The sequence below is a fragment of the Nocardioides sp. P86 genome, assembly GCF_023712465.1.
Classification (GTDB): domain Bacteria; phylum Actinomycetota; class Actinomycetes; order Propionibacteriales; family Nocardioidaceae; genus Nocardioides; species Nocardioides kribbensis.
In genome coordinates, this window is record NZ_JAMAYE010000001.1 from 656718 (window position 1) to 683143 (window position 26426).

General features: G+C 74.6%; 25 protein-coding genes. 4 read left to right on the forward strand and 21 right to left on the reverse strand.

The genetic code is table 11. The annotated features are described in order from the left end of the window. The first annotated feature begins 126 nt into the window (after positions 1-126). Positions 127-1314, forward strand: coding sequence for an ROK family protein (locus tag M3673_RS03035; protein ID WP_251531397.1), 1188 nt, complete (start codon positions 127-129; stop codon positions 1312-1314). 43 nt (positions 1315-1357) lie between these two features. On the opposite strand, the gene M3673_RS03040 is transcribed toward M3673_RS03035, so the two are convergent. From M3673_RS03040 to M3673_RS03135, 20 genes are all read right to left on the reverse strand, one after another. Further along, the gene (locus M3673_RS03040) at positions 1358-1732 is read right to left on the reverse strand and encodes a hypothetical protein (protein ID WP_056862365.1); all 375 of its coding nucleotides are present in this window, start codon (positions 1730-1732) and stop codon (positions 1358-1360) included. Positions 1733-1787: 55 nt separating this feature from the next. Further along, positions 1788-3353, reverse strand: a complete 1566-nt coding sequence (gene ffh / locus M3673_RS03045) for a signal recognition particle protein (RefSeq protein WP_056862364.1) — start codon at positions 3351-3353, stop codon at positions 1788-1790. 45 nt (positions 3354-3398) lie between these two features. Then, on the reverse strand, positions 3399-5618 hold the full coding sequence (locus M3673_RS03050; RefSeq protein ID WP_251531399.1) for a [protein-PII] uridylyltransferase: 2220 nt from the start codon (positions 5616-5618) through the stop codon (positions 3399-3401). Positions 5619-5718: 100 nt separating this feature from the next. Then, positions 5719-6057 carry a P-II family nitrogen regulator gene (locus M3673_RS03055; protein WP_056862362.1) on the reverse strand — a complete coding sequence of 113 codons (339 nt, stop codon included), beginning with the start codon at positions 6055-6057 and terminating at the stop codon, positions 5719-5721. A gap of 167 nt (positions 6058-6224) precedes the next feature. Then, on the reverse strand, positions 6225-6563 hold the full coding sequence (locus M3673_RS03060) for a P-II family nitrogen regulator (protein ID WP_056862361.1): 339 nt from the start codon (positions 6561-6563) through the stop codon (positions 6225-6227). A 3-nt stretch (positions 6564-6566) separates the two neighbouring features. Beyond that, positions 6567-7847 carry an ammonium transporter gene (locus M3673_RS03065; RefSeq protein ID WP_193665017.1) on the reverse strand — a complete coding sequence of 427 codons (1281 nt, stop codon included), beginning with the start codon at positions 7845-7847 and terminating at the stop codon, positions 6567-6569. Between the two features lie 259 nt (positions 7848-8106). Continuing rightward, positions 8107-9282, reverse strand: coding sequence for a signal recognition particle-docking protein FtsY (gene ftsY, locus M3673_RS03070; RefSeq protein WP_251531409.1), 1176 nt, complete (start codon positions 9280-9282; stop codon positions 8107-8109). Positions 9283-9402: 120 nt separating this feature from the next. Continuing rightward, positions 9403-9609 (reverse strand): hypothetical protein, encoded by a 207-nt coding sequence (locus M3673_RS03075; protein WP_193665021.1) that lies wholly within the window; start codon positions 9607-9609, stop codon positions 9403-9405. Between the two features lie 71 nt (positions 9610-9680). Then, a complete protein-coding gene (locus M3673_RS03080) occupies positions 9681-10136 on the reverse strand; it encodes a thioesterase family protein (protein ID WP_228941880.1) in 456 nt (151 codons plus the stop codon). A gap of 118 nt (positions 10137-10254) precedes the next feature. Continuing rightward, positions 10255-13827, reverse strand: coding sequence for a chromosome segregation protein SMC (gene smc, locus M3673_RS03085; RefSeq protein WP_251531412.1), 3573 nt, complete (start codon positions 13825-13827; stop codon positions 10255-10257). Between the two features lie 108 nt (positions 13828-13935). Continuing rightward, complete coding sequence (locus M3673_RS03090; RefSeq protein WP_251531414.1) at positions 13936-15195, reverse strand: MFS transporter; 1260 nt, start codon at positions 15193-15195, stop codon at positions 13936-13938. A gap of 77 nt (positions 15196-15272) precedes the next feature. Next, positions 15273-15473: a hypothetical protein gene (locus M3673_RS03095; RefSeq protein WP_193665027.1), complete on the reverse strand. Its 201-nt coding sequence runs from the start codon at positions 15471-15473 to the stop codon at positions 15273-15275. Between the two features lie 162 nt (positions 15474-15635). Next, positions 15636-16544 carry a bifunctional DNA-formamidopyrimidine glycosylase/DNA-(apurinic or apyrimidinic site) lyase gene (mutM, locus tag M3673_RS03100; RefSeq protein WP_251531416.1) on the reverse strand — a complete coding sequence of 303 codons (909 nt, stop codon included), beginning with the start codon at positions 16542-16544 and terminating at the stop codon, positions 15636-15638. Positions 16545-16547: 3 nt separating this feature from the next. After that, positions 16548-17318 (reverse strand): ribonuclease III, encoded by a 771-nt coding sequence (gene rnc / locus M3673_RS03105; RefSeq protein ID WP_056862898.1) that lies wholly within the window; start codon positions 17316-17318, stop codon positions 16548-16550. A gap of 1 nt (position 17319) precedes the next feature. Next, on the reverse strand, positions 17320-17505 hold the full coding sequence (rpmF, locus tag M3673_RS03110) for a 50S ribosomal protein L32 (protein ID WP_056862353.1): 186 nt from the start codon (positions 17503-17505) through the stop codon (positions 17320-17322). Between the two features lie 128 nt (positions 17506-17633). After that, a complete protein-coding gene (locus tag M3673_RS03115) occupies positions 17634-18191 on the reverse strand; it encodes a DUF177 domain-containing protein (protein ID WP_056862897.1) in 558 nt (185 codons plus the stop codon). A gap of 180 nt (positions 18192-18371) precedes the next feature. Continuing rightward, on the reverse strand, positions 18372-18863 hold the full coding sequence (gene coaD, locus M3673_RS03120; protein WP_056862352.1) for a pantetheine-phosphate adenylyltransferase: 492 nt from the start codon (positions 18861-18863) through the stop codon (positions 18372-18374). A 35-nt stretch (positions 18864-18898) separates the two neighbouring features. Then, positions 18899-19468 (reverse strand): 16S rRNA (guanine(966)-N(2))-methyltransferase RsmD, encoded by a 570-nt coding sequence (rsmD, locus tag M3673_RS03125; RefSeq protein WP_056862351.1) that lies wholly within the window; start codon positions 19466-19468, stop codon positions 18899-18901. After that, positions 19465-21717 (reverse strand): ATP-dependent DNA helicase RecG, encoded by a 2253-nt coding sequence (locus M3673_RS03130; protein ID WP_251531421.1) that lies wholly within the window; start codon positions 21715-21717, stop codon positions 19465-19467. Before M3673_RS03130 ends, rsmD begins: the two co-directional genes overlap by 4 nt. A 19-nt stretch (positions 21718-21736) precedes the next feature. Further along, complete coding sequence (locus M3673_RS03135; RefSeq protein WP_251531424.1) at positions 21737-23416, reverse strand: DAK2 domain-containing protein; 1680 nt, start codon at positions 23414-23416, stop codon at positions 21737-21739. Positions 23417-23651: 235 nt separating this feature from the next. Here M3673_RS03135 and rpmB point away from each other — a divergent pair, with 235 nt between their 5' ends. Then, positions 23652-23837, forward strand: a complete 186-nt coding sequence (gene rpmB / locus M3673_RS03140; RefSeq protein WP_056862348.1) for a 50S ribosomal protein L28 — start codon at positions 23652-23654, stop codon at positions 23835-23837. An 89-nt stretch (positions 23838-23926) separates the two neighbouring features. Here the strand turns inward: rpmB and M3673_RS03145 are convergent, their stop codons facing one another. After that, on the reverse strand, positions 23927-24922 hold the full coding sequence (locus M3673_RS03145; protein ID WP_251531427.1) for a thiamine-phosphate kinase: 996 nt from the start codon (positions 24920-24922) through the stop codon (positions 23927-23929). A gap of 147 nt (positions 24923-25069) precedes the next feature. On the opposite strand from M3673_RS03145, the gene M3673_RS03150 reads away from it, so the two are divergent. Beyond that, complete coding sequence (locus M3673_RS03150; protein WP_056862346.1) at positions 25070-25306, forward strand: Lrp/AsnC family transcriptional regulator; 237 nt, start codon at positions 25070-25072, stop codon at positions 25304-25306. A 139-nt stretch (positions 25307-25445) separates the two neighbouring features. Continuing rightward, a complete protein-coding gene (locus M3673_RS03155) occupies positions 25446-26399 on the forward strand; it encodes a D-alanine--D-alanine ligase (RefSeq protein WP_251531429.1) in 954 nt (317 codons plus the stop codon). The last annotated feature ends 27 nt before the right edge of the window (positions 26400-26426 follow it).

The window sequence follows — 26426 nt, forward strand, 5'->3', positions numbered from 1 at the left end:
GGCGGGGGCCGCGCCCGCTCAACCTAGGAACGCCTTTCCGCCACCGTCAACGCGTAACGCCCGTCACATCCGAACTGATTCGTGCAGGTGCTGGACATATTCGGTCGCTCCCGCCACGGTGGTGCGGTGACCGAGCGAGGGCGCCCACGGGCCGAGTCGGCCCGACCGTCGGGCAACGCGCGCGCCCTCACCGGCCTGCTGGCCGCGCGCGGGCCGATGAGCCGCGCCGACCTGGCGCGCGCGGCCGGCCTGTCCCGCTCCGCGGTGTCCAACCTGGTGCTCGCGCTGCTCGCCGACGGGGCCGTGGTCGAGACCGCCCAGCGGGGACGGCCCCACAAGGGCGGCAGCGGGCGCCCCCCGGTGCTGGTCGCGCTGTCGGTGCCCGACGGGTGCGTGGCCGGGGTCGACGTCGGCCACGCCCACGTGCGCGTGGCCCTGGCCGACCGCAGCGGCACCGTGCTGGTGGAGGAGCAGGCCGGCACCCAGGCCGACCTCGACGGGCCCCAGACCCTCGACCTGTGCGCTGACATGGTGCGCAGCGCGCTGCGCGCGGCCGGTCGCGAGCGCAGCGAGCTGGCGGCGGTCGGGCTGTGCGTGCCCGCCCCCGTCGACCGGCGCTCGGCGCGGATCTCGACGGGCATCCTGCCCGGGTGGCGCGGCCTGGTGCCGAGCGAGGAGCTGGGCCGGCGACTCGACGTCGAGGTGCACGCCGACAACGACGCCAACCTCGGCGCCCTGGCCGAGAGCCGCCACGGGGCGGCCCGCGACCGGGGCGACCTGGTCTACGTGAAGCTCTCCACCGGGGTCGGCGCCGGCATCGTCCTGGGCGGTCGGCTGCACCGCGGGGCCACCGGTCTGGCCGGCGAGATCGGCCACGTGCAGGTCGGCGAGGACGGGCACGTCTGCCGCTGCGGCAACCGCGGCTGCCTGGAGACCCTCGTGGCCCTGCCCCACCTGCTGGCCGTGCTCCAGCCGGCGTACGACGAGACGCTCACCACCGAGCGGCTGCGCGCGCTCGACGAGGCCGGCGACCCGGCGGTGCGACGCGTCCTCACCGACGCGGGCCGCACGCTCGGACGGGCGCTGGCCGACCTCGGCAACAGCCTCAACCCCGCCATGGTGGTCGTCGGCGGCGCGCTCGGTGCGTGCGGCTCGGTGGTGGCCGGCGTGCGCGACGCCATCGACCGCTACGCCCAGCCCGCCACCGCGGCGGCGCTGGAGGTCCGCCCCGGGCACCTCGGCGACCGGGCCGAGGTCGTCGGGGCGCTCACGCTCGCGGTGCTGCGCACGGCGGCCGCGGGAGCGGCCGGCTGAGGGGCTCGGCCCCGCCCGCCCGGGGCCGACGGGCCGCCCGGTCTCAGCGCTCGATCTGGTCCAGGAGCCACGAGGGGCTCATCGCCCGGGCGCCCAGGCCCTCGCAGCGCCCGCGCAGCACGTGGTCGGCGCTGATGAGGACGACCTGGTCGCCCCGCTCGCAGGCCACCCGGGTCTGCTCGATGATGGTCGTGTCGCCGTCGCGCGGGGCGTGCACGGTGGTGACGTGCTGGTCGCGACCGGCCCGCACCCCGCCCTTGGCCGCCCCCTCGAGCACCAGCACGATCCGGTCGTACGGCGTGTCGGCCACCAGCAGCCGCTCGTGGAGCCGGCGTGCGGCGCCCGCGCGGTCCCTCCACCAGCCGTCGGGTCGCGAGCCGACGACGTTGGCGGCGTCGACGACGAGCACGGAGGTCACGGCCGCCGACCGTCCCCGGGGCCGGTCGGAGCGGGCCCGACCACGTCGCGACCGGTCACTTCAGGAACTTCGAGAAGTCCTTCGGCAGGTCGAGGGCCGCGGCCGCCTGCTCGTAGTCGACGTCCTCGCCCGGGGTGGCGAACGGGTTGACCGCACCCGCCTTGTCCTTGGCGGCCGCGGCCTCCTGGGCGGCCTTCGCGGGGTTGCCGGAGCGCTTGGCGCCCTTGCCCTTCTTGGGCTGGGCCTTGGCCTTGCCGCGCTTGGGCCCGCCCATCCCCGGCATCCCCGGCATGCCGGGCATCCCGGGCATGCCGCCACCGCGCGCCATCTGCTCCATCATCTTGCGCGCCTCGAAGAAGCGGTCGACGAGCTGGTTGACGTCGGAGACCTGGCGCCCCGACCCCTTGGCGATGCGGGCGCGACGCGAGCCGTCGATGAGCTTGGGGTTCTCCCGCTCGCCGGGGGTCATGGAGCGGATGATCGCCTCGATGCGGTCGATCTCGCGCTCGTCGAAGTTCTCCAGCTGCTCACGGAACTGGCCCATCCCGGGGAGCATCCCCATGATCTTCGACATCGAGCCCAGCTTGCGCACCTGCTGCATCTGCTGGAGGAAGTCGTCGAGGGTGAACTGCCCGCCCCGGCCCGAGAGCTTCTCGGCCGCCTTCATCGCCTGCTCGGCGTCGAAGGTCTTCTCGGCCTGCTCGATCAGGGTCATCATGTCGCCCATGTCGAGGATGCGCGACGCCATGCGGTCGGGGTGGAAGAGGTCGAAGTCGGTGAGCTTCTCGCCGTTGGAGGCGAACATGACCGGCTTGCCGGTGATCGAGGCGATCGACAGGGCCGCGCCACCGCGGGCGTCGCCGTCGAGCTTGGTGAGCACGACGCCGTCGTAGCCGACGCCCTGGAGGAAGGCCTGGGCCGTGACCACGGCGTCCTGGCCGATCATCGCGTCGACGACGAAGAGCACCTCGTCGGGCTGCACGGCGTCGCGGATGTCGGAGGCCTGCTGCATCAGCTCGGCGTCGATGCCGAGGCGCCCGGCGGTGTCGACGATGACCACGTCGTGCAGGGTGCGCCGGGCCTCGGCGATCGAGGCCCGGGCCACCGACACGGGGTCGCCCACGCCGTTGCCGGGCTCGGGGGCGAAGACCGGCACGCCGACGCGCTCGCCGTTGACCTGCAGCTGCTTGACGGCGTTGGGCCGCTGGAGGTCGCAGGCCGCGAGCATCGGGGTCTTGCCCTGGTCCTTGAGCCACAGCGCGAGCTTGGCGGCCAGGGTCGTCTTGCCGGCGCCCTGGAGGCCCGCGAGCATGATGACGGTCGGGCCCGACTTGGCGTAGCGCAGCCGGCGGGTCTCGCCGCCCAGGATCGCGACGAGCTCCTCGTTGACGATCTTGATGATCTGCTGGGCGGGGTTCAGCGCACCGCTGACCTCCTCGCTGCGGGCTCGGTCCTTGACCGCCCCCACGAACTCCTTGACCACGGGCAGCGCGACGTCGGCCTCCAGCAGCGCGATGCGGATCTCGCGCGCGGTGGCGTCGATGTCGGCCTCGGAGAGCCGACCCTTGCCCCGCAGGTTCTTGAAGGTGTCGGCGAGACGGTCGGAGAGTGTGGCGAACAAGGGTGTCCTCGGGGGCGTCGAACGGGCGAGCAGTCGGCGTCGAGCCTAACGCGACTCCCCCGACAAGGTCGCCCTGACCGCGTGCGCCGCCGCCGCGGCACGGGTCTCGGCCAGCTGACCGGCGCCCGCCTCCTGGAGGTAGAACACGTCGACCGCCTGCGGCCCGAGGGTGTCGACGTGGGCCGAGCGCACCGCGACGTCGAGGCGGGCCAGGGCGGAGCACACGAGGTAGACGACCCCCGGGCGGTCGGCGGTGCGCACCTCGAGCACCGTGGCCGAGGCCGACGCGTCGGCCCGCACCTCCACCGTGGGCGCCAGCGTGGTCGCGTCGGGCGGGCTCAGCCGCGCCGCGGGGTCGACCCGGCCCTCGACGATCGCGTCGTACTTCTCCAGCAGGAAGGCCCCGGTCAGGTCGCTCTGCGCGACCTCCCAGACCGAGACGCCGTAGACGTCCTGGGCCCAGACCCGCGCGGCGCGCACGGCGATGCGCTGCAGGGCGAACATCGCGGCGAAGTCGGCCAGCAGACCGACCCGGTCGGGAGCGATGACGGTGACGCGCGAGCCGTCGGGGGTGGCCTCGACGCTCACCGACACCGCCCCGCGGCGCACGGCCTCCGGGATGTCGACCTCGTCGGTCTCCACGACCGGCAGGCTCTGACCGGTGTCGATCGCGGTGCGCACCCGGCGCGACAGGTCCAGGACCAGGCCCGCGCGCCAGCTCGACCAGGCCGGGGCCGAGGCGGCCTTGGCGTCGGCCTCGGTGAGCGCGGTCAGCAGGGCCAGCGCCTCGGTGGTGCGGATGCGGCTGGCGACCCGGTCGACGGTGGCCGGGTCGTCGGGGTCGCGGGTGGTCGCGGTCTCCGAGAGCAGCAGGTGCCAGCGCACGAGCGAGGCGATGAGGTCGACGGCGTCGGGGGCGAAGCCCATCCGGGTCGCGATCGTCCGGGCGAGGGGCTCGCCGGCGACGCTGTGCTCGGTCAGCGAGCCCTTGCCGATGTCGTGCAGCAGCGCGGCCACCATCAGCACGTCGGGCCGTCCGACGTGGCGGATGAGCGCCGAGGCCTCGATGCAGGTCTCGACCACGTGGCGGTCGACGGTGAAGCGGTGGATGGCCGAGGCGTGCGGCAGCAGCCGGATGCGCTCCCACTCGGGCAGCAGCCGGGTGAGCGCCCCGGTCTCCTCGAGGGTCTCCCACACCGGCAGCAGCCCCCGGCCCGAGGCCAGCAGCCGCACCAGCTGCTGGCGGGCCTCGGCCGGCCACGGGTCGGGCAGCGGCGGGCACTCGCGCGCCAGCCGCGCCGCGGTGGGCGGGGCCAGCACGACGTCCATCTCGGCGGCGGCCGCGGCGGCGCGCAGCAGGAGCACGGGGTCCTGGGCGGGCTTGGCGCGGGCGTCGAGCACGATCTCGCGACCGGCCAGCGCCACCCCGGGCGCGACCGGCGTCAGCGACGGGCGTCGTACGCCGACCTGGGCCGGGCGTGCCAGCACGTCGTCGACGCGCCGCCAGGTCAGGCGCGAGAGGTGCGTGATGCGCCGCCCGAGCTCGCGCACGTGCACCTGCGCGCTGCGCGCGTCGGGCAGGCCGAGTCCGGTGGCCAGCTCGCTCCACGTCTCGGGGTTGACCCGGTCGGTGGCGCGTCCGGCGGCGTCCTGCACGAGGTCGCGCACGTCGAGCAGCTGCTGGCGGCTGCGCTCGAGCTCGACGTGGGGCACGTCGACCAGCCAGGTCGCGACCAGGGCCTTGAGCACGGTGGCGTCGCGCAGCCCGCCCTCCGCCTCCTTGAGGTCGGGCACCGACAGGTGGGCCAGCTCCCCCACCCGCTCGTGGCGCGAGCGCACCATCTCGTGCAGGTCCGGCAGCCGCTCGCGCGAGCGGCGGCGCCAGTGGGCCAGCACGGTCGTGCGCAGCCTCAGGGTCAGGCTCGGGTCGCCGGCCAGGTGGCGGGTGTCGACGAGCCCGAGCGCGACCCGGAGGTCGGCCTCGGCCGCGGCCAGCATCTGCGGCATCGAGCGCACGGAGTGGTCGATGGTGGTGCCGGAGTCCCACAGCGGGTACCACAGCTGGTGGGCCAGCTCGCCGGGGTCGACGCCCTCCTCGGTGACCAGCACGACGTCGAGGTCGGAGTGCGGGGCGAGCTCGCCCCGGCCGTAGCCGCCCACGGCGACCAGGGCCGTGCCGGTGTCCTGGCCCCCCGCGGCCTCGTAGGCCTTCGTGCACAGCGCGTCGGCCTCGACGGTGCGGCGGGCGCGGTCGGCGGCGCTCATGCGGGGGCCTGCTGCCGGCTCGTGCGGGGGTGCCGGGGGTGCCGGGGGTGCCGGGGGTGATCGGCGTGCTGGGGGTGCGCGTGGGGGTGGGGAGGCACGGTCAGAGGGCTGCGTCGTCCTTGTCACCGGTGCGCACGCGCACCACCGACTCGACCGGTGAGACCCAGACCTTGCCGTCGCCGATGCGTCCCGAGGCTGCGCTCGCCACGATGGTGTCGACCACGGTCGTGGCGTCGGTGTCGTTGACGACGATCTCCAGGCGGATCTTGGGCACCAGCGCGATGTCGTACTCCGCGCCGCGGTAGACCTCGGTGTGGCCCTTCTGCCGGCCGTAGCCGCTGACCTCGCTCACGGTCATGCCGGTGACGCCGACGCTCTCCAGGGCGACGCGGACGTCCTCCCACTTGTGCGGCTTGATGACCGCGGTGACGAGCTTCATGGGTCTCTCCTGGGTCGGGCGGGCCGGCGGGAGCCGGGAAGGTGGGGCCGATCATGCCGGACGGCCCCGGCGGCGGGCAGCGCCCCGCGCCGCGGGTCGGCCGGCCGGTGCGGGACGGGACGGGCCCGGCACCCCTGCGTGAGGGGGGGCCGGGCCCGTCCGGTGGATCACAGTGCGGCTGCGTCCCGGTCGCCGGTGCGCACGCGCACCACGCTCTCGACGGGGCTCAGCCAGACCTTGCCGTCGCCGATGCGCCCGGTCTGGGCCGTCTTGACGACGATGCCCACGACGTCCTCGGCGTCGTCGTCCTCGACGACGATCTCGATGCGGATCTTGGGCACCAGCGCGATGTCGTACTCCGCGCCGCGGTAGACCTCGGTGTGGCCCTTCTGCCGGCCGTAGCCGCTGACCTCGCTGACGGTCATGCCGGTGACACCGAAGGTCTCGAGGGCCTCGCGGACGTCCTCCCACTTGTGCGGCTTGATCACCGCGGTCACGAGCTTCATGGCTCAGACACCTTCCTTCTGGGTCTTCGGCGCGAGCACGCTGGTGGCGTTGCCCGAGCCGCCGACGCCGGTGTGCAGGTCGTACGCCGACTCGCCGTGGGCGGCCAGGTCGATGCCGCCGACCTCGTCCTCCTCGGCCAGGCGCAGCCCGATGGTGTACTTGATGGCCAGCGCGATGACCGCGGTCAGCACGCCGGAGTAGACGACCGCGACCAGCACGCCGAGCACCTGGTCGACCAGGGAGTCGACGCCGCCGCCGTAGAGCAGGCCGTCGACGCCGCCGGCGCCGTCGCTGGTGGAGAAGATGCCGATCAGCACCGTGCCGACGATGCCGCCGACGAGGTGGACGCCCACGACGTCGAGGGAGTCGTCGAAGCCCGCCTTGAACTTCAGGCCGACGGCCCAGGCGCAGACCGCGCCGGCGATGGCACCGATGGCGACCGCACCCTCGATGTCGACCGCGCCGGCGGCGGGGGTGATGGCGACCAGGCCCGCGACGATGCCGGAGGCCGCGCCCAGCGAGGTGGCCTTCTTGTGCAGGACCCGCTCCACGACCAGCCAGCCGAGGATGGCGGCCATGGTGGCGAGGGTGGTGTTGGCGAAGGTGCGGCCGGTCTCGGAGAAGAACTGGGCCATGTCGGCCTCCTCGCTCTCACCGCCGAAGACGATCGAGCCGACGTTGAAGCCGTACCAGCCGAACCAGAGCAGGCCGGCGCCGAGCATCGTCAGCGTCAGGTTGTGCGGGCGCATCTTGTCGCGGGGCCAGCCCACGCGCTTGCCGAGCAGCAGCACGAGCACGAGGGCAGCGACACCGGCGTTGATGTGGACGGCCGTGCCGCCGGCGTAGTCCTGGGCGCCGATGCGGCCGCAGATGAGGGAGTCGTCGGTGCAGCTGAAGACCATGTGGGCCAGCGGGAAGTAGACGACCAGGGCCCAGATCGGCACGAAGGTCACCCAGGCGGCGAACTTCATGCGGCCCTCGACCGCGCCGCTGATGAGGGCGCAGGTGATGATCGCGAAGGTCATCTGGAACATCACGCCGATGTAGGCGTCGGTCGTGACCCCGTCGAGCCAGAACAGCTCGAAGGGGTTGGCGAAGAAGGTGCCCTCGCCGCCGAAGCCCATCGACCAGCCGACCGCGACGTAGAGGATGCCCACGATCGCGGCGGCGATGTAGGACATCATCATCATGTTCAGCACGGACTTCGAGCGGGACATGCCGCCGTAGAACAGGGCGAGCGCGGGCACCGTCATCATCAGCACGAGCGCTGTCGCGATGAGCATGAAGGCGTAATAGCCGTCCACAGGACCTCCAGGGGAATTGCGCGGTGACGCTGGGGCGTCGGCGACTCCGGTGTCGGCGGCCCAGCGGCTGTTGCAGGAGACCTTGGTGGGGCCAGGTTTCCTCTCCCCGTGAGGTGTGTTTCAGCCACGTAAACGACCCGGTGGCTGTGTAACTTCACGATGACGCGACGACGGGCGCGGCCCCGCACCGAGGTGCGTGGCCGCGCCCGTGCGGCACGGTCGGCGTACGCCGGGGCGCTCAGCCCAGCAGCGCGTCGACGAAGGCGCCGGAGTCGAAGGGCGCCAGGTCGTCGGGGCCCTCGCCCAGGCCCACGAGCTTGACCGGCACGCCGAGCTCGCGCTGCACGGCCACGACGATGCCGCCCTTGGCGGAGCCGTCGAGCTTGGTGAGCACGATGCCGGTGACGTCGACGACCTCGCTGAAGACGCGGGCCTGGATCATGCCGTTCTGCCCCGTGGTGGCGTCGAGCACCAGCAGCACCTCGGTGACGGGGGCCTGCTTCTCGATGACCCGCTTGACCTTGCCCAGCTCGTCCATGAGGCCGGCCTTGTTCTGCAGCCGGCCCGCGGTGTCGACGATGACGGTGTCGGCGCCCTCGCTCGCGCCCTGCTTGACCGCCTCGAAGGCGACGCTGGCGGGGTCGGTGCCCTCCGGGCCGCGCACGACGTCGACGCCGACGCGCTCGCCCCAGGTGGCCAGCTGCTCGACGGCGGCCGCGCGGAAGGTGTCGGCGGCACCGAGCACCACCGAGCGGTCCTCGGCCACGAGGATGCGGGCGATCTTGCCCACCGTGGTGGTCTTGCCGGCACCGTTGACCCCGACCACCAGCACCACGCCGGGCCGGCCGTCCTCACCGCTGACCTGGAGCCGGCGGTCCATGCTCGGGTCGACCAGGGCCAGCAGCTCCTCGCGCAGCACCTCGCGGGCCTGGGAGGCGTCGGCGCCGTCGACGCGCATGCGGGTGCGCAGCCGGTCGACCAGCTCCTGGGTGGGGCCGACGCCGATGTCGGCGGTCAGCAGGGTGTCCTCGATCGACTCCCAGGTGTCCTCGTCGAGCCGGTCGCGCGAGAGGAGCGCGAGCAGGCCGCGGCCCAGGGCTCCCTGGGAGCCGGCCAGCCGCTGACGCAGCCGCTGCAGGCGCGAGGCCGTGCTCTCCGGCCGCTCCAGGGTCGGTGCGGGGGCGGTGTCGGGCTCGACCGGCGCCTCGGGCGCCTCGGGCTCGAGGGTGGCCGGCGGCGAGCTGAGCTCGACCGGCTCGGCGCCGTCCTCGACGGGCGTGCCGAGGACGTCGGTGTGGGTGTCGGGCAGGGGCGCCGGCTTGCGGCGGCGGGTCACCACCAGGCCGGTCACGGTGGCCACGAGGGCCACGCCGACCAGCGCGATGACGAGGATCAGGATGGCGATGGCTTCCATGGCCTCATCCAACCAGAGCGGCCTGCCGTCCCTGTCGGGCAGGAGCGTGACCCAGGGGCTCGCCCCACGGCACGTGCCGCCGGGCGGCCCACGCACCGGCTCGCCACCGCGGGCGGATCCTCAGGCGGAGCGGTCCTGCTGCTGCGCACCCACCCGGGCGCGGGCGTCGTGCTCGAGGGTCGGGACGGCGTCGGCGGCGCGCGACATCACGCCGCCGAGCCACTCGCCCTGCGGCGGCGTCTGCCCGCGGTGCGGGAAGGCGACGTAGAAGATGACCAGGCCCGCGAGGACGAGGATGACGAGCATGGCGACGGCGATGACGAGCACGCGGACCTTCCGAGACGTGTGAGGCGCGGCGCCCCGGCCGGGGCCGCACCGTCACGGTCGCACAGGCGGGGTCAGCCCGCCTCACCCCCGCGCAGGAGTGGCTCGACTGCGACACGGATCACGTCGGGCATCGGGGTCACCGGCCGGGCCGGGTCGGTGTCGTCGACGTAGACGTGGACGAAGCGGCCCTCGGCCGCCGCCTCCTCCGCGTCGCCCTGGAAGAGACCGATGCGGTAGACGATCGAGGAGGTGCCGACCTTGTCGACGACCAGGCCGGACTCCACCGGGGCCGGGAAGCCGATCTCGCGGAAGTAGCGGCACGAGGTCTCGGCCACGACGCCGATGGCGGGCAGGCGGCGCACGTCGACGCCCGTGTGCTCGTAGAGGTGCGCGTTGACCGCGGTGTCGAACATCTCGTAGTAGGTCGCGTTGTTGAGGTGTCCGTAGGCGTCGTCGTCTCGCCAGCGCGTGGTGATGGTGCGCCAGGCGACGTAGTCGGCTCGGGTGGGTCGGGTGCGGTCGCTCACGGCGGCCATCCTGCCAACGCCCGGCCCGGCGACCTACGACGGGTCGCAGCCGGCCGACCGCGCCGCACCGGGGCCTGCGGCGCACGTCCGGGTCGGACCGGCCGGTCCCCCGTCGGGGTCAGGCCGTCTCCGCCTCGCGCAGCCGCTGGCTGATGACCGTGGAGACCCCGTCGCCCCGCATCGTCACGCCGTAGAGGGCGTCGCCGACCTCCATCGTCCGCTTCTGGTGGGTGATGACGAGCAGCTGCGAGCTCTCGCGCAGCTCCTCGTAGATCTGCAGCAGCCGGCCCAGGTTGGTGTCGTCGAGCGCGGCCTCGACCTCGTCGAGGATGTAGAACGGCGAGGGCCGGGCCTTGAAGAGGGCGACCAGGAAGGCCACCGCCACCAGCGAGCGCTCGCCGCCGGAGAGCAGCGAGAGCCGCTTGACCTTCTTGCCCGGCGGGCGCGCCTCGACCTCGATGCCGGTGGTGAGCATGTCGGAGGGGTCGGTGAGCACGAGGCGGCCCTCGCCACCGGGGAAGAGCCGGGCGAAGGTGGCGTCGAAGGCCCGCTCGACGTCGGCGTAGGCCTCGGTGAAGACCTGCTCCACGCGCACGTCGACGTCCTTGACGATGTCGAGGAGGTCCTTGCGCGTGCGCCGCAGGTCGTCGAGCTGCTCGGAGAGGAACTGGTGGCGCTCCTCCATCGCGGTGAACTCCTCCAGGGCCAGCGGGTTGACCCGGCCCAGCTGGGCCAGCGCGCGCTCGGCGCTGCGCAGCCGCTTCTGCTGCTCCTCGCGCACGTAGGCCACCGGCTCGGGGGCGGGGTCGTCCTCGGCGGCGTCCGGGGCGGGCGCGACCGGCACCGGCTGGTCGGGGCCGTAGTCGGCGACGAGCACGTCGGGCTCGACGCCGAGCTCGTCGAGGGCGCGCTGCTCGAGCTGCTCGATGCGCATCCGCTGCTGGGAGCGGGCCAGCTCGTCGCGGTGCACGGTGCTGACCAGCTCGTCGTGCTCGCGACCCAGGTCGCGCAGCCGCGCCCGGGCGGCGAGCAGCTCGCCCTCCCGGCCCCGCCGCTGCTCCTCGATCGCGGTGCGGGCCTCGGCGGCCAGCCCCACCGACACCTCGAGCCGGGCCAGCACCGCGGCCACACCGGCGCCCACGGCGCGGGCGGCGCGGGCCTCGCGCTCGAGCCGGCGGCGCCGCTCGGCGGCGCGGGCACGGGCCTGGCGCTCCTGCGCCGCGGCGCGCAGCAGCGAGTCGGCCCGCCCGTGCAGCGCGCGCGCCCGCTCCTCGGCGGTGCGCAGCGCCAGCCGGGTCTCCATCTCGCCCTGCCGCGCCTCGCGGGCCGCTGCGGCGAGGCGCTCGCGCTCGGCGGTGTCGGGCTCCTCCTCGGGGCTCTCCTCCGCCCCGGCCAGGCGGGCCTCGAGGTCGGCCAGGCCCGCGACGTCGCGGTCGCGCGCGGCCTCGGCCTGCGCGATGGCCTGCTCCAGGCGCTCGGCCTCCCCCCGCGCAGCGCGCGCCTGCGAGCCGTGCTGGCCCAGCTCCTCCGCGACGGCGGCCAGCGTCGCGTCGGACTCGTGCAGGCTCGCCAGCGCGGCGTCGACGCGCTGCTGGGCCTCGAGGCGCTCCCGCTCCAGGCGGGAGAGCGCGAAGCCGAGCCGCTCCCCCGTGGCGACCGCCTCGGCCAGCTGGGTCGTCGCGTCGTCGACGGCGGCCTGGACCTCGATCAGGCTCGGCTGGTCGCCCGAGCCGCCGGCCGCGAGGTGGGCGCCGAGCACGTCGCCGTCACGGGTGACCGCGACGAGGTCGGGGGCCTCGGCGACCAGGGCGCGGGCGGCGTCGAGGTCGTCCACCACCGCGACCTTGCGCAGCAGGCGGGTCAGGGCGGCCCGCAGCCCGGCGGGGCACTCCACCGAGTCCACGGCGTACGACGCGGTCGCCGGCAGGGCCGGCCAGTCACGGTCGGCCGCCGCCCCGCCGGCCTCCGCCGGGTCGGCCGCCAGCAGCAGCCCGGCCCGGCCGAGCTCGCGGTCCTTGAGGTGGCCGATGGCCGCGAGCGCGGCGTCGGGGCCGGTGACCGCGACGGCGTCGGCGGCGGCGCCGAGCGCCGCGGCGACGGCCGTCTCGTGGCCCGGGCGCACCGACACCAGCGCCGCGACCGAGCCCAGCAGGCCGGAGACGCCGTCGGAGGCGGCGAGCAGGGCGCCCGCGCCGTCCTTGCGCTGCAGCCCCATCTCGAGGGCCTCCTTGCGCGCGCTCAGCGCCGAGCGCTCACGGTCGGCCCGGGTGGCCTCCTCGCGGGTGGCGGCCAGCTGCTCCTCGAGGTCGTCGAGGGCGGCCACGGCGGCCTCGTGCTCGGCGTCGAGGCCCTCCTCGCCCGCGTCGAGGCCGGCGACGCGGGTCTCCAGGGCGGTGAAGTCGCGCTGGGCCCGCTCGGCGCGGGCCACCGCGGCCTCGCGGGCGGCACCGAGGCGGCCCACCTCGTCGGCGGCCGCCGCGGCGCGCGAGCGCAGCGCGTTGACCTGGCCGTGCAGCCGCGCGAGGCCCTCGCGGCGGTCGGCCGCGGCCCGTTGCAGACCCGCCACGCGCCGGTCCTCCGCGGCGGCGGCCTCCTCGGCCGCCGTGCGCTCGGCGACGGCCCGGTCCATCGCGGCGCGCCGCTCCTCGACCTCGGCGGCGCTCTCCTGCTCGCGCGCGCGGGCCCGCTCGGCCTGCTCCTCGAGCTCCTCGGGGTCGCGGCCCGAGGGCTGCTCGGGCGCCGCACCGGCGGCGTTGCGCACGCGCTCGGCGGCCAGCGACTGGGTGCCCCGCAGCCGCTCGCGCAGGCCCGAGAGGGCGAACCAGGTCTCCTGGGCCGCCGACAGCGCCGGGAGGTCCTCGCGCAGCGCCGCCTCGAGGGCCGCCTCGGCCTCGCGGGTCTCGGCCAGGGCCGCCTCGAGCCGGGTCCGGCGCTCCTGGAGCACCGACTCGTCGGCCAGCTCCTGCTCCAGCGACGTGCGGGCGCCCACCAGGTCGTCGGCCAGCAGCCGTGCCCGGGCGTCGCGCACGTCGGCCTGCACGGTGGCCGCACGGCGGGCCACCTCGGCCTGGCGGCCCAGCGGCTTGAGCTGGCGACGGATCTCGCTGAGCAGGTCGGTCAGCCGCGTGAGGTTGCCGTCGGTGGAGTCGAGCTTGCGCAGCGCCTTCTCCTTGCGCTTGCGGTGCTTGAGCACCCCGGCGGCCTCCTCGATGAAGCCGCGCCGGTCCTCCGGCGTCGCGTGCAGGATGGTGTCGAGCTGGCCCTGCCCGACGATGACGTGCATCTCGCGGCCGATGCCGGAGTCGCTGAGCAGCTCCTGCACGTCGAGCAGGCGGCAGGTGCTGCCGTTGATGGCGTACTCCGAGCCGCCGCTGCGGAACATGGTGCGGCTGATCGTCACCTCGGCGTACTCGATCGGGAGCGCGCCGTCGGAGTTGTCGATGGTGAGGAGCACTTCGGCACGCCCCAGCGGTGGGCGGCCCGAGGTGCCGGCGAAGATGACGTCGTCCATCTTGCCGCCGCGCAGCGACTTCGCGCTGGCCTCGCCCATCACCCAGGCGAGGGCGTCCACGACGTTGGACTTGCCCGAGCCGTTGGGCCCGACGATGCAGGTGATGCCCGGCTCGAGCTGGAGCGTGGTGGCGGACGCGAAGGACTTGAAGCCCTTCAAGGTCAGGCTCTTGAGGTACACCACGGGCTCCTCGGTCGTCGCGTCCGGACGGGCACGGGGCCGTCTCGACGGCCACGTGGGGGAAGCCCGGCGCCCGTCACCCTACCGGCGCCGGCGCCGGCCGACGGGTCAGACGTCGTCGAGCGGCGCGGTGCGCGCGTCGGCGTGGGCGATGTGGCTGAGCTGGCGCCACAGCACGACCACGAGCACCGCCGAGCCGACGAAGGCGAACCAGAAGGGGGCGGTGACCCCGAGCCCCTGGGCCAGCGCCCCGCCGAGGGCCGACCCGATGACCAGGCCGCCGTAGACCCCGACCAGGTTGACGCTGCCCACGCGGCCCTGGAGGCGGGCGGGCACGGCCCGCTGGCGCACGGTGATGGAGGTGGTGCCCCAGATGAAGGCGTGGGCGCCGAAGACGAAGAAGATCGGCAGGGCCACCCGCGGGTCGGTGGTCAGGGCGAGCCCCAGGTGGGTGAGGGTCTCGACCACCAGCCCGATGCGCATGAGGTCGCCCAGGCTGACCCGGCGCGTGATCCAGCCGTAGGACAGCGTGCCGAGCAGCCCGCCGACGGCACCGACCGTGGTGACCAGGCCGAAGCCGACCGCCCCCAGACCCAGCCGCTCGGTGGCGTAGAGCACCAGCACCGACCAGGCGGCGCCGAAGGTGACGTTGAAGGCGAAGATGGTCAGCACGAGGGTCCGCACGGCCGCGTGGTGGCGCACCCACCGGAAGCCCTCGCCCACCTCCGCCCGCAGCCGCCGGTCGGCGCGCGGCCCGTCGGTCGGCGCCGGCCGGTGCGGCAGCACGAGGCGCGAGAGCAGCAGGGCCCCGAGGGCCACGAGCACCGCCTGCGCGGCGAACGGCCACGCCGCGCCCGCCGCGAAGAGCGCCGCGCCCAGCGGCGGGCCCGCGAGCTGGTTGACGGTGATGAAGCCGGTCTGCAGCCGGGCGTTGCCGACCGCGAGGTCGTCACGGTCGACCAGCATCGGCAGGATCGTGCTCGAGGCGTTGTCGGCGAACATCTCCGCCGTGCCGAGCAGGAAGAGCGCGACGAGGACGACACCGATCGAGACGGCGCCGGTGAGGACCGCGGTGGCCAGCAGGACCAGGACTGCGCAGCGCACGAGGTCGACGGCGATCACCAGCCGCCGGCGGTCGACGCGGTCGGTCAGCGCCCCGGCGTAGAGCCCGAGCAGCAGCGGCGGCAGCCATTGCACCAGCGCCGCCAGCGCGACCAGGAACTCCTGGTCGGTCTGCGAGGCGACCAGGAGCGGGCCGGCGGCCAGCACGATCCCGTCGCCCAGGTTGCTGGTCCACGACGAGGCCAGGAGCCACCGGTAGCCCGGGCCCAGCCGACGGGGCACGACGATCTCGACCAGGCTGCTCACGGGGTCAGGACGCTAGCGCTCCGCCCCGCGGTCGGCACGCGGGTTTCCGGCCGGCGTGCGCCGACCGGTCCGGCGGGTCAGGCCGGCTGCATCTCCTGGGCGTGCGCGGCGTCGAGGATCTCGGCGGCGCGCGAGGCGACCAGGCGGTCGTTCTCCTCGCTGAGACGGACGACGAGCGACTCCAGCTCGGCCACCCGCGCGCGCAGTCGCGCGTTGTCGGAGGCGAGGCGCGGGTCGCGCAGGTCGCTGCTCATGTAGCCGATCAGCGCCTTGGCCATGGCTTACCTTCCGGAGGTGGGTCTGGGGGCGTGCGGTGCGACCCTGAGAGGGCCGTCTACAAGAGTCCCACCGGCGCCCCGCAGGGTCAATCCGAGCGCACAGGCGGGGCCCTGGCCGGGTCTGGTCGGGCCCGGTCGGGCCCCGTCGGGTCGGGGTCGAGCTCAGTCGGGGGCGGGCAGCGCCGACCCGGCGAGCGGCCCCGGCGCCCGCCGACGCCGCGGCGCCGGCTGGCAGACGGGGCAGAAGAACGAGGAGCGGTTGGTGAACGCCACCCGTCGGATCGGTGTGCCGCACCGCTCGCACGGCTCGCCCTCGCGTCCGTAGGCGTGCAGCGAGCGGTCGAAGTAGCCGGACTCGCCGTTGACGTTGACGTAGAGGGCGTCGAACGACGTGCCGCCCTGCGCGAGGGCGTCGCCCATGACCTCGCGGGCGTGCGCGAGCAGCTCGACGACCTGGCCGCGCGTGAGCCGCTCCCCCGGCCGCTCGCCGTGGATCCGCGCCCGCCACAGCGACTCGTCGGCGTAGATGTTGCCCACCCCGGAGACCAGCCCCTGGTCGAGCAGCAGCCGCTTGACCGCCGAGCGGCGGCGGCGCACCGCGGCGACGAAGGCGTCGTCGTCGAAGGCCGGGTCGAGCGGGTCGCGCGCGATGTGGGAGATCTCGGGCGGGAGGACGGCGCCGCCGACCGAGATCGACAACCCGCCGAACATGCGCTGGTCGACGAAGCGCAGCTCACGGCCCTCGTCGGCCCCCGCGAGCCGCAGCCGCACGCGCAGGTGCCGCTCGGCCGGGGCCTGCGGCGGCTGCACCAGCATCTGGCCGCTCATGCCGAGGTGCGCCACCAGGGCGTCCCCGGTGTCGGCGTCGTCGAGCGGGAGCCACAGGTACTTGCCGCGCCGGCGGGCGCCGACGATGCGGCGGCCGGTCAGGTCGGCGGCGAAGCCCGCAGGGCCGGCCGCGTGCCGGCGCACCGGGCGCGGGTGGAGCACCTCGACGTCGGTGACGGTGGCGCCCACGACGTGGCGCTCGAGGCCCGCGCGGACGACCTCGACCTCGGGCAGCTCCGGCACGGGTCAGGCGTCGGCGTCGGCGTCGGTGGGCGCGACGACCTCGCCGACGGCCTCGGTGACGGCGACGGTCGTGGGGTCGACGACGCCGAGGGCACTGGCGATCTCGCCGTACGCCGTCTCGGCGGCCGCCTGCTCGGCCTCCTTCTTCGACCGGCCGTTGCCGTTGCCGTAGAGCCGGTCGGCGACGCGCACCTGGGCGGTGAAGGTCTTCATGTGGTCGGGGCCGTCGTCCTCGATGACGTACTCCGGCACGCCGAGGGTGTGCTCGGCGGCGAGCTCCTGCAGCGAGGTCTTCCAGTCCAGCCCGGCACCCATCGCCGACGCCGCCTCGATCAGCGGGTCGAAGAGACGGTGCACGACGCGCGCCGAGGTCTCGAAGCCCCCGGGCGACATGTGCACCGCGCCGATGACCGCCTCGACGGTGTCGGAGAGGATCGAGGCCTTGTCGCGACCGCCGGTCGACTCCTCGCCCCGACCGAGCTTGACGTGCTCGCCCAGCCCGATCGCGCGCCCGACCTCGGCCAGGGCGCGCGCGTTGACCACCGCGGCCCGGAGCTTGGCCAGACGGCCCTCCGAGAGGTCGGGGTGGGTGACGTAGAGCTGCTCGGTCACGACCACGCCGAGCACCGAGTCGCCCAGGAACTCCAGGCGCTCGTTGGTCGGCAGGCCGCCGTTCTCGTACGCGTAGGACCGGTGGGTCAGGGCACGCTCGAGCAGCTCGGGGGCCAGCTCAGGGTCCCCGAGCGCTGCTCGGAGCTCGGCGTAGTCGTTCAGATCAGAGGACCTGACGACGCTCGGCGCGCGCGCCGTACTGGCCGCAGGTGGCGCAGGCGCGGTGGGGCAGGTGCTTGGCACCGCAGGCCGGGTTGGCGCAGGTCACCAGGGTGGGGGCGACGGCCTTCCAGGCCGAGCGACGGTGACGCGTGTTGCTGCGCGACATCTTCCGCTTCGGGACAGCCACAGTTCTCTCCTCTACCAGGGCCGGCAGGTCCGGCTCGCTGTGGAGCACCCGGGATGGGCGCTCCGGTCGTTCGGTGGGTGGTGCGGGATCGGTGCACGATCGGTGCACCGTACTGCCTCAGCGCCGGGTCAGTCGCCCCGGGGCGCCTCGTCCTGTTGGAGCGCGGCCAGGCCGGCCCAGCGGGGGTCGATCGGTTCCTCGTGCGAGTGGTCCGGATCGTCGGCGAGCCGGGCACCGCACTCGGTGCACAGCCCCGGACAGTCGTCGCGGCACAGCGGCTGGAACGGCAGTGCGAGCACCACCGCGTCCCTCAGCTGGGGCTCCAGGTCGACCAGGTCGTCCTCGAGCCGACTGACCTCGTCGTCCTCGTCGTGCGGGGTCTGGTGCTGCTCGTAGACGTACAGCTCCTGGAACGTCACCTCGATCTCGTCGGAGATCGGCTCCAGGCACCGTGCGCACTCGCCCTCGAGCGTGGCTCGCGCCTCGCCCGTCACCAGGACCCCCTCCATGACCGACTCGAGGCGCAGGTCGAGGTCGACCGGCGCACCTTCGGGGACATGGAGGACTTCGATGCCGAGATCTGCTGGGGCTGGGACCTGACGGGACACCTGACGCTGGGACCCCGGGCGGCGGCCGAGCTCGCGGGTGTCGAGCACGAGCGGCGCTCTCGGGTCCAGGCTCTTCAGGGTGTCACTTCCGGTTCCAGGCACAACAGATCGTCGGGAATCGTAACCGCCGCGGGGGTGGCGGACCAAAACGCAGCTCCGGCCCTCCCGCGCAGGTCACAGCGCAGGTCACAGCGCAGGTCACAGCGCAGGTCACAGCGCAGGTCACAGCGCAGGTCACAGCGCAGGTCGCAGCGCAGGTCACCGGGCCGCGGCGTTCTCCGCGATCCGGGCCCGCAGCCGCTCGTCGACGAAGGCCGGCACCAGCGTGGAGACGTCGCCGCCGAAGGTCGCGACCTCCTTCACCAGGCTCGAGGCCAGGAAGGAGAACTCGGGGCTGGTCGGCACGAAGACGGTCTCGACGTCGCTGAGGGAGGCGTTCATCTGGGCCATCTGCAGCTCGTAGTCGAAGTCGCTCACCGCGCGCAGCCCCTTGACGATGGCGTGGACCCCGTGCTCGGAGCAGAAGGTCGTCAGCAGCCCGCTGAAGCCGTCGACGCGCACGTTGGGCCAGGGCGCACAGGCCTCGCGCAGCATGTCCATGCGCTCCTCGGCGGTGAACATCCGGTTCTTCGAGGCGTTGACGCCGACGGCCACGACGACCTCGTCGAAGAGCGACGCGGCACGCCCCACGATGTCGAGATGGCCCAGGGTGACGGGGTCGAAGGATCCGGGACAGACGGCTCGGCGCACGCGCCACTCCTCGGGTCGGGGGTCGGGTCGTGGGGTCAGTCCGGCTCGGGGGCGTGGGCCGTCCACACGGTGGTCTCACCGTACGTGCGGCGCCGCACGTCGTCGAAGCCGTCGGGCCACGTCGGCTCGGGGCTGCGCGAGGAGCGCTCCACGAGCACGAGCGCGCCGGGCACCAGCCAGTCGTGCTCGACCAGCGCGGCCAGGTCGGCGGCCACGGCCTCGTCGGGCAGCGGGTAGGGCGGGTCGGCGAAGACCAGGTCGTAGGGCGCCACCGCGGGGCGGGCCAGCACGCTGGCCACGGGGGCGGCCCGCACGTCGGCGCGGGGGAATCCCAGCGTCCGCGCGTTGGCCGTCACCAGGGCCGCCGTGCGGCGGTCGGACTCGACCAGCGTGACGAAGCCGGCGCCGCGCGACCACGCCTCGAGCCCGACCGCGCCGGAGCCGGCGTAGAGGTCGAGGAAGCGCAGGCCGTGCAGCGAGCCGCACCACGACTCCATGACCGAGAAGAGCGCCTCGCGGACCCGGTCGCTGGTGGGGCGGGTGGCGGCGCCGCGGGGCGTGGCCAGGCGACGACCACCCGCGCTGCCCCCGATGATCCGGGTCACGAGCGCTCCATCCAGTCGGCGCGCACCGAGTCCTCGAGCGCTCGCACGGCCGCGGCCACCTGCGGCACCCCGTCGAGGTCGGGGTCGTCGTCGAGCAGGCTCCCGGCCGCCGCGCGCGCGGCGACGATCGTCTCCTCGTCGCGCAGCACCCGCAGCGTCTCGAGGCTGGAGCGGCCACCCGACTGCGAGCGGCCCAGCACGTCGCCCTCGCGTCGGGTCTCCAGGTCGACCTGGCTCAGCTCGAAGCCGTCGGTGGTGGCGGCGACCGCGTCGAGCCGCTCGCGCGCCGGTCCGGGCAAAGTGTGGGTGACCAGCAGGCACAGCCCGGGCAGGCCGCCGCGCCCGACGCGCCCGCGCAGCTGGTGGAGCTGGGAGACCCCGAACCGGTCGGCGTCGAGCAGCACCATGGTGGTGGCGTTGGCGACGTCGACGCCGACCTCGATCACCGTCGTGGCGACGAGCACGTCGACCTCGCCGGCCGCGAAGGCCGTCATCGTGCGGTCCTTGTCCTCCGGGGTCATCCGGCCGTGCAGCGGCTCGACGCGCACGTCGGCGAGCGGCCCGGCCCGCAGCTCGGCCAGCACCTCCTCGACCGCGCTGAGCGACGGCGGGCGGGCCAGGGGCTGACCGTCCTCGTCGAGGTCGACGGCGTCGTGGCCGCCCTGCTCGACGACGTCGCCGCTGATGCGCGGGCACACGACGTAGACCTGGTGGCCGGCGGCGACCTCCTCGCGCACGCGCTGCCAGACCCGGTCGACCCAGTGCGGCGCCTCGGCCACCGGCACGACCGTGGTCTGGATGGCCGCGCGCCCGGCCGGCAGCTCGGCGAGCGTCGAGACCTCCAGGTCGCCGAAGACGGTCATCGCCACGGTGCGCGGGATGGGGGTCGCGGTCATCACGAGCACGTGGGGCGGGCTGCCGGCCTTGTCGGTGAGCGCCGCGCGCTGCTCGACGCCGAAGCGGTGCTGCTCGTCGACGACGACGAGCCCGAGGTCGGCGAGCTGCACGGTGTCCTCGAGCAGTGCGTGGGTGCCGATGACGATGCCGCTCTCGCCGCTGGCCAGCCGCGAGAGCGGGGCGGTGCGCTGGCGCTTGGTCATCGAGCCGGTGAGCAGCTCGACGCCGGTGGCCTCGGCGGCACCGCCGAGCATGCCGCCGCCGGCGAGGTCGCCGAGCAGTGCGGTGATCGAGCGGTGGTGCTGCTGGGCCAGCACCTCGGTGGGCGCGAGCAGCGCCGCCTGGCCGCCGGAGTCGACCACCCGCAGCATCGCCCGCAGCGCGACCAGGGTCTTGCCCGAGCCGACCTCGCCCTGCAGGAGGCGGTGCATCGGCACGGGACGGGCCAGGTCGGCCTCCACCTCCGCACCCACGGCGCGCTGGCCCTCGGTGAGGGTGAAGGGGAGGCGGGCGTCGAAGGCGGCGAGCAGCCCTCCTCCACCGGCACGGACCTGCGCCCCCTGCGCCTGCAGCGCCCGGCGGCGACGGCCGAGCACCAGCTGGGTGACCAGGGCCTCCTCGAAGCGCAGGCGGTGCTGGGCGCGCGTGACCTGCCCCCAGTCGTCGGGCAGGTGGATCCAGCGCAGGGCGGTGGCGCGGTCGAGCACGCCGTGCTCCGCGCGCAACGGCTCGGGCAGCGCGTCGGGCGGGTCGTCGAGCACCGAGAGGGCGAAGGTGATCGCGCGCTGGAGGTCCCAGGAGTCCACGCCCTTGATCGCGGGGTAGAGCGGGTAGAGGGCACGCAGCGCCTCGAGCTCGAGGGGCTGGCGACCCTCCTGGCGCTTCCGCTCGAGGTCGCGCCCCTCCTCCTCGCTGAAGAGCACCATCTGCGGGTTGGTGAGCTGCCACTGCCGGTTGAAGATCGTGGCCTTGCCCTGGAAGATCCCCCGTCGTCCCACCTCGAGGCGCTCGGCGTGCCACTGGGCGACGCCCTTGCGCTTGGAGAAGAACGTCATGCGCAGCGGCGGCCCGTCGGTCTCGACCGTCACCTCGACGCGGAAGGCCGGCTTGCCGGTGCGGCGGTCCTCGTAGGGGATGACCTTCGTGGCGACGACCCGGCCCACGACGACGAGCACCTGGCCCTCCTCGACGTCCTCGACGAGGGTGAGCTCGGCCGTGCGCAGGTAGCGCCGCGGCAGGTGGTGCACGAGGTCGCCGACGGTGCGCAGGCCGAGCTTGTCGACGACGAGGTCGCGCTTGGCCTTGTCGGCGTTGCCGAGCACCGTCTCGACCGGGGAGTCAGGACGGATCACGAGGACAGCCTCCCCGCCCTCACTCGACCGACACCAGGAGGGGGTAGCGCTCCTGTCCCCCGTCGTAGACGACGACCTCGACGGTGGGGTGCTGCTCCTCGAGCCACCCGGCCACCCGGGTGGCCAGCGAGCCCTCGGGGTCGTCGGAGCCCGCCACCACCGTGACCAGCTCGCCGCCGCTGGCCAGCAGCCGGTCGAGCACCTGCGTGGCGACGTCGAACGCGTCGGAGCCGACGACCACGAAGTCGCCCGCGACGACGCCCAGCACGTCGCCGGGCTCGCAGGGCCCGGCCATGGTCATGGCCTGGCGCGCCGCCACCGTGACCGCACCCTGGCGCACGTGGCGCGCGGTCGCGGTCATCTCGCGCACGTCGCGGTCGAAGCCGCGCCCGGGCTCGTGGACCGCCAGGGCGGCCAGCCCCTCGACCTGGGCGATCGTGGGCACCACGGCGACCCGCAGACCGAGGTCCTGGGCGGCTGTGGAGGCCGCCACCTCGGCCACCCGCACCGACGCCTCGTCGTTGGGCAGCAGCACGACCTCGGCCGCGCCGCTGGCCTCGATCGCGGCGAGCACCTCGCCGGTGGAGGGCCGACGACCGGGCCCCCCGGCCACGACGACGGCCCCGGCCTCCTCGAAGAGCCGCGTCAGGCCCGCGCCGGCCGAGACGGTGACGACCCGCCTGCCGCTGCGCGAGGCCGCACCGACGGGGGCGCCCGCGGGGGTGGCCGCCGCGCCCGCGCGCTGCTCGGCGAAGTGGGTGACCCGGATCCGGTGGGGGCGACCGGCGTCGATGCCCGCCTCGATCGCCGCGCCGACGTCGTCGACGTGCACGTGCACGTTCCACAGGGGGTCGCCGCCCACGACGACCAGGGAGTCGCCCAGCCCGCCGAGGCGCGCCCGCAGCTCCGGCACCCGCTCGGCCGTGGTCTCCAGCAGGTACATCACCTCGTAGGCCGGCCCGTCGGCGGCCAGCGCGTGACCGCCCGGACCGAGGTGGGGCACCGGGATCGTGCGGGCGGCCCCCAGACCGCTCGCGACCGGCACCGGGCGCCGCCCGGTGAGGACGGTCTCGGCGGCGTCGAGCACGACGCTCAGGCCACGACCGCCCGCGTCGACCACACCCGCCTCGCGCAGCAGCGGCAGCTGGTCGGGCGTCGCGGCCAGCGCTGCACGCGCCGCCGCCGCGGCTGCGGCGAAGACGTCGCGGGCACGGGCGCGGGGCTCCTCGGCCCGCAGCACCGCGGCGTCACCGGCGGCACGGGCCACGGTGAGCATCGTGCCCTCCACGGGCTCCCCCACGGCGGCGTAGCTGGCGGCCGCCGCACGGCGCAGGGCGTCGGCGACGACCCGGGCGTTGGTCTCCTCGGACGTCGCGGCGAGCAGGCGCTCGACGATCGCGCGCAGCATCTCGCTGAGGATGACGCCCGAGTTGCCGCGGGCTCCCAGCAGCGCGCCGCGCCGCAGCGCCTCGAGGGCCTCCACCACGTCGGCGTCGGACCGGTCGGCCACCGCCTGCCGCACCGCCTCGCGCGCCGCGGAGACGGTGAGGTGCATGTTGGTGCCGGTGTCGCCGTCGGGCACGGGATAGACGTTGAGCGCGTCGACCTCCTCGCGTGCGGCCGCCAGGGCGTCGACCGCGACGTCGACGAAGCGCAGCACAACGGCCAGCTGCACGTGGCCGCTGCCGGGGACTTCCATCGACTCACCTCGGGTCGGGCTGCCGGGGCAGCGGACGGGGCGCCCGGACCGGATCGTCGCCCGGGGGGTGCGGGGCTTAGGCTAGATCAACGCACCGACGCCGCTCGCGCGGCTCGGTCGGCTCGATTCGCCCGTGCCCGGAGACGTCGGATACTCTGGTGCGGTTGCCCGCTCGACCGGGCCCTCGAACGTCGTTCGAACCTCATCTCTAGCAATCGATCTACAGGAGTTCACGGTGGCTGCCGTCTGCGACATCTGCGCCAAGAAGCCTGGCTTCGGCAACAACCGGCCGTGGTCGCGCAAGATCACGAAGCGACGCTTCGACCCCAACATCCAGCGCGTCCGGGCCAAGGTCAACGGCACCCCGAAGCGCCTCAACGTCTGCACCGGGTGCCTCAAGGCCGGCAAGGTCTCCCGCTGACCCAGCGCAGCACCCACGCCTCGACAGGGGCCGTCACCTCGCGGTGACGGCCCCTTCGTCGTTCTCCGGGGCCCCAGAGGACCGGGGCCTCAGAAGTGGGTCCACCCGGTCGGTCCGTCGTAGGCGGCGCCGTCGAGGGTCACGCCGGAGCCCTCCCCCACCGTGCCGATGGGCGTGAAGCCCTCCGGCAGGTCCGCGCCCGCCGGGAAGGTCGCCAGCAGCGCGTGGTCGTCACCGCCGCCGAGCACGAAGGAGAGCGGGTCGGCGCCCAGCGCGGCACCCACGGCTTGGAGCGGCTCGGCCAGGTCGAGCGCGGCGCGCCGCACGTCGACGGCCACCCCGGAGGCCCGGGCCAGGTGCCCGGCCTCGGCCAGCAGGCCGTCGGAGACGTCGATCATCGCCGTCGCCCCGGCGTCGGCGGCGGCCGGACCGGCGTCGTAGGGCGGCTCGGGGCGGCGGTAGGCCTCCACGAGCACCCGCGGCGAGCGGAAGCCGCGACCCAGCACGGCCAGGCCGCCCGCGGCCCAGCCCTGGCGTCCCGCGAGCGCCAGGACGTCGCCGGGACGGGCGCCGGAGCGCAGCACCGGCGCGACCGTGCAGACCCCCATGACGGTGACCGCCACGACGACCTGGTCGGCGCGGGTCAGGTCGCCGCCCACGACGCTGGCCCCGACCAGCGCGCACTCGTCGGCGAACCCCTGGGCGAAGTCGAGCGCCCAGGCGACCTCCAGGTCGGCCGGGGCCGCCAGGCCGATCGTGAGCGAGGTGACGCGCCCGCCCATGGCGTTGACGTCGGAGATGTTCTGCGCCGCGGCGCGGTGGCCGGTGTCGGCGGCCGAGGCCCACTCGCGGCGGAAGTGGCGCCCCTCGACCATGAGGTCGGTCGAGACCACGACGTGCCCGGTGCGCACCCGCAGCACGGCGGCGTCGTCGCCCGGGCCCACCAGGACGTGCTCGCCCTGCGGGAAGCGGCGTACGAGCTCCTCGATCAGGCCGAACTCGCCGGCGTCGGCCAGCGTGGCCCCGGGCGGGAACGACGGCTGGGACGACGGGCCGGACGGGGGGAGGGACGACGGGGGTGTCATGGCCCCATCCCAGCAGACGCGGGGACCGTGGCGCGGACCGGTGACGGTCGGGTACCCGGCGCGGCGGTGGGGGCGGTAGGTTGACCGCGAATCGTCTGCGTGAGCAGATCCACCGACCAGCAGAGTCGCTGTAGAGGGAGAACCACCATGGTCGTCCAGGCGTACATCCTCATCCAGACCGACGTCGGCAAGGCCGCCGAGGTGGCCACGGCCATCGCGCAGGTCAAGGGTGTGACCCTCGCCGAGGACGTCACCGGGCCCTACGACGTCATCGTCCGCGCCGAGGCGCGCAACGTCGACGAGCTCGGCAAGCTCGTGGTGGCCAAGGTGCAGACCCTCGAGGGGATCACCCGCACCCTCACCTGCCCCGTCGTGCACATCTGAGGCAGCCGCCTCCGCCCCGCACCGGCGGGGCACCGACCGCACGACCGACGCCCCGCGCCCCCGACGGCACGGGGCGTCCGTCGTGTCCGGGACGGCGGCACCCGCCGCCGGCGACCGGGCGGTGTGGGACCCTCGTGCCATGAGCGAGGACTTCCCGGGCCCCGTCGCCGTCATCGCCGGCGGCCTCAGCCACGAGCGCGACGTCTCCCTGGCCAGTGGCCGCAACCTGGTGCGCGAGCTGCGCGCCCAAGGCGTCGAGGCGCACGCCTACGACTTCGACCGCAACCTGATGCACGCCTTGGAGCGTGACAAGGTCGCGGCCGCCTTCCCCGTGCTCCACGGGCAGTTCGGGGAGGACGGGGAGATCCAGACCCTGCTGGAGCTCCTCGGCCTGCCCTACGTCGGCTCCTCCAGCAACGCCTGCCGCGTGGCCTGGGACAAGGGCACCGCCCGTGAGCTGATGCGCCGGGCCGGCATCCCGGTGCCGCAGAGCGTCGGCCTCTCGGCCCAGACCTTCCGCGACATCGGCGCCAACGCGCTCATGGAGCACGTCATGACCCGCCTCGGCGACCGGGTGGTGGTCAAGCCCACCCGCTGCGGCAGCGCGCTCGGCGTCACCGGCGTCGACGGCATGGGGGCACTGCCCTCGGCCCTCGTGGGCAGCTACGCCTACTGCGACGACGCGCTCATCGAGCGCTTCCACCACGGCGTCGACGTCAGCGTCGTCTGCGTGGAGCGCCCCGGCGGGCTCGAGGCGCTCATGCCGGTGTGGGTGGAGTACGAGAAGGGCCACGAGTTCGACTTCAGCGCCCGCTACACCGCGGAGTACGTCTCGCTCTCCCGCGCGCCCTTCACCGACGAGCAGGTCGCCGAGATCGGCCGCACCGCCGTGGAGGCCCACCGCGTGCTCGGCCTCAGCGGGGTCTCCCGTTCCGACTTCATCGTCGAGCCCGACGGCTCCTTCGTCGTGCTCGAGACCGCGATCACCCCCGGCATGACCGAGACCTCGGTGATGCCCTACGCCTGCACCCACAGCGGCACCTCGCTGGGCGAGGTCGCCCGCGACCTGCTGCGCGGCGTCGTCGCGGGCTGAGCCCGGACGCCGGGCTCGAGCCTCGAG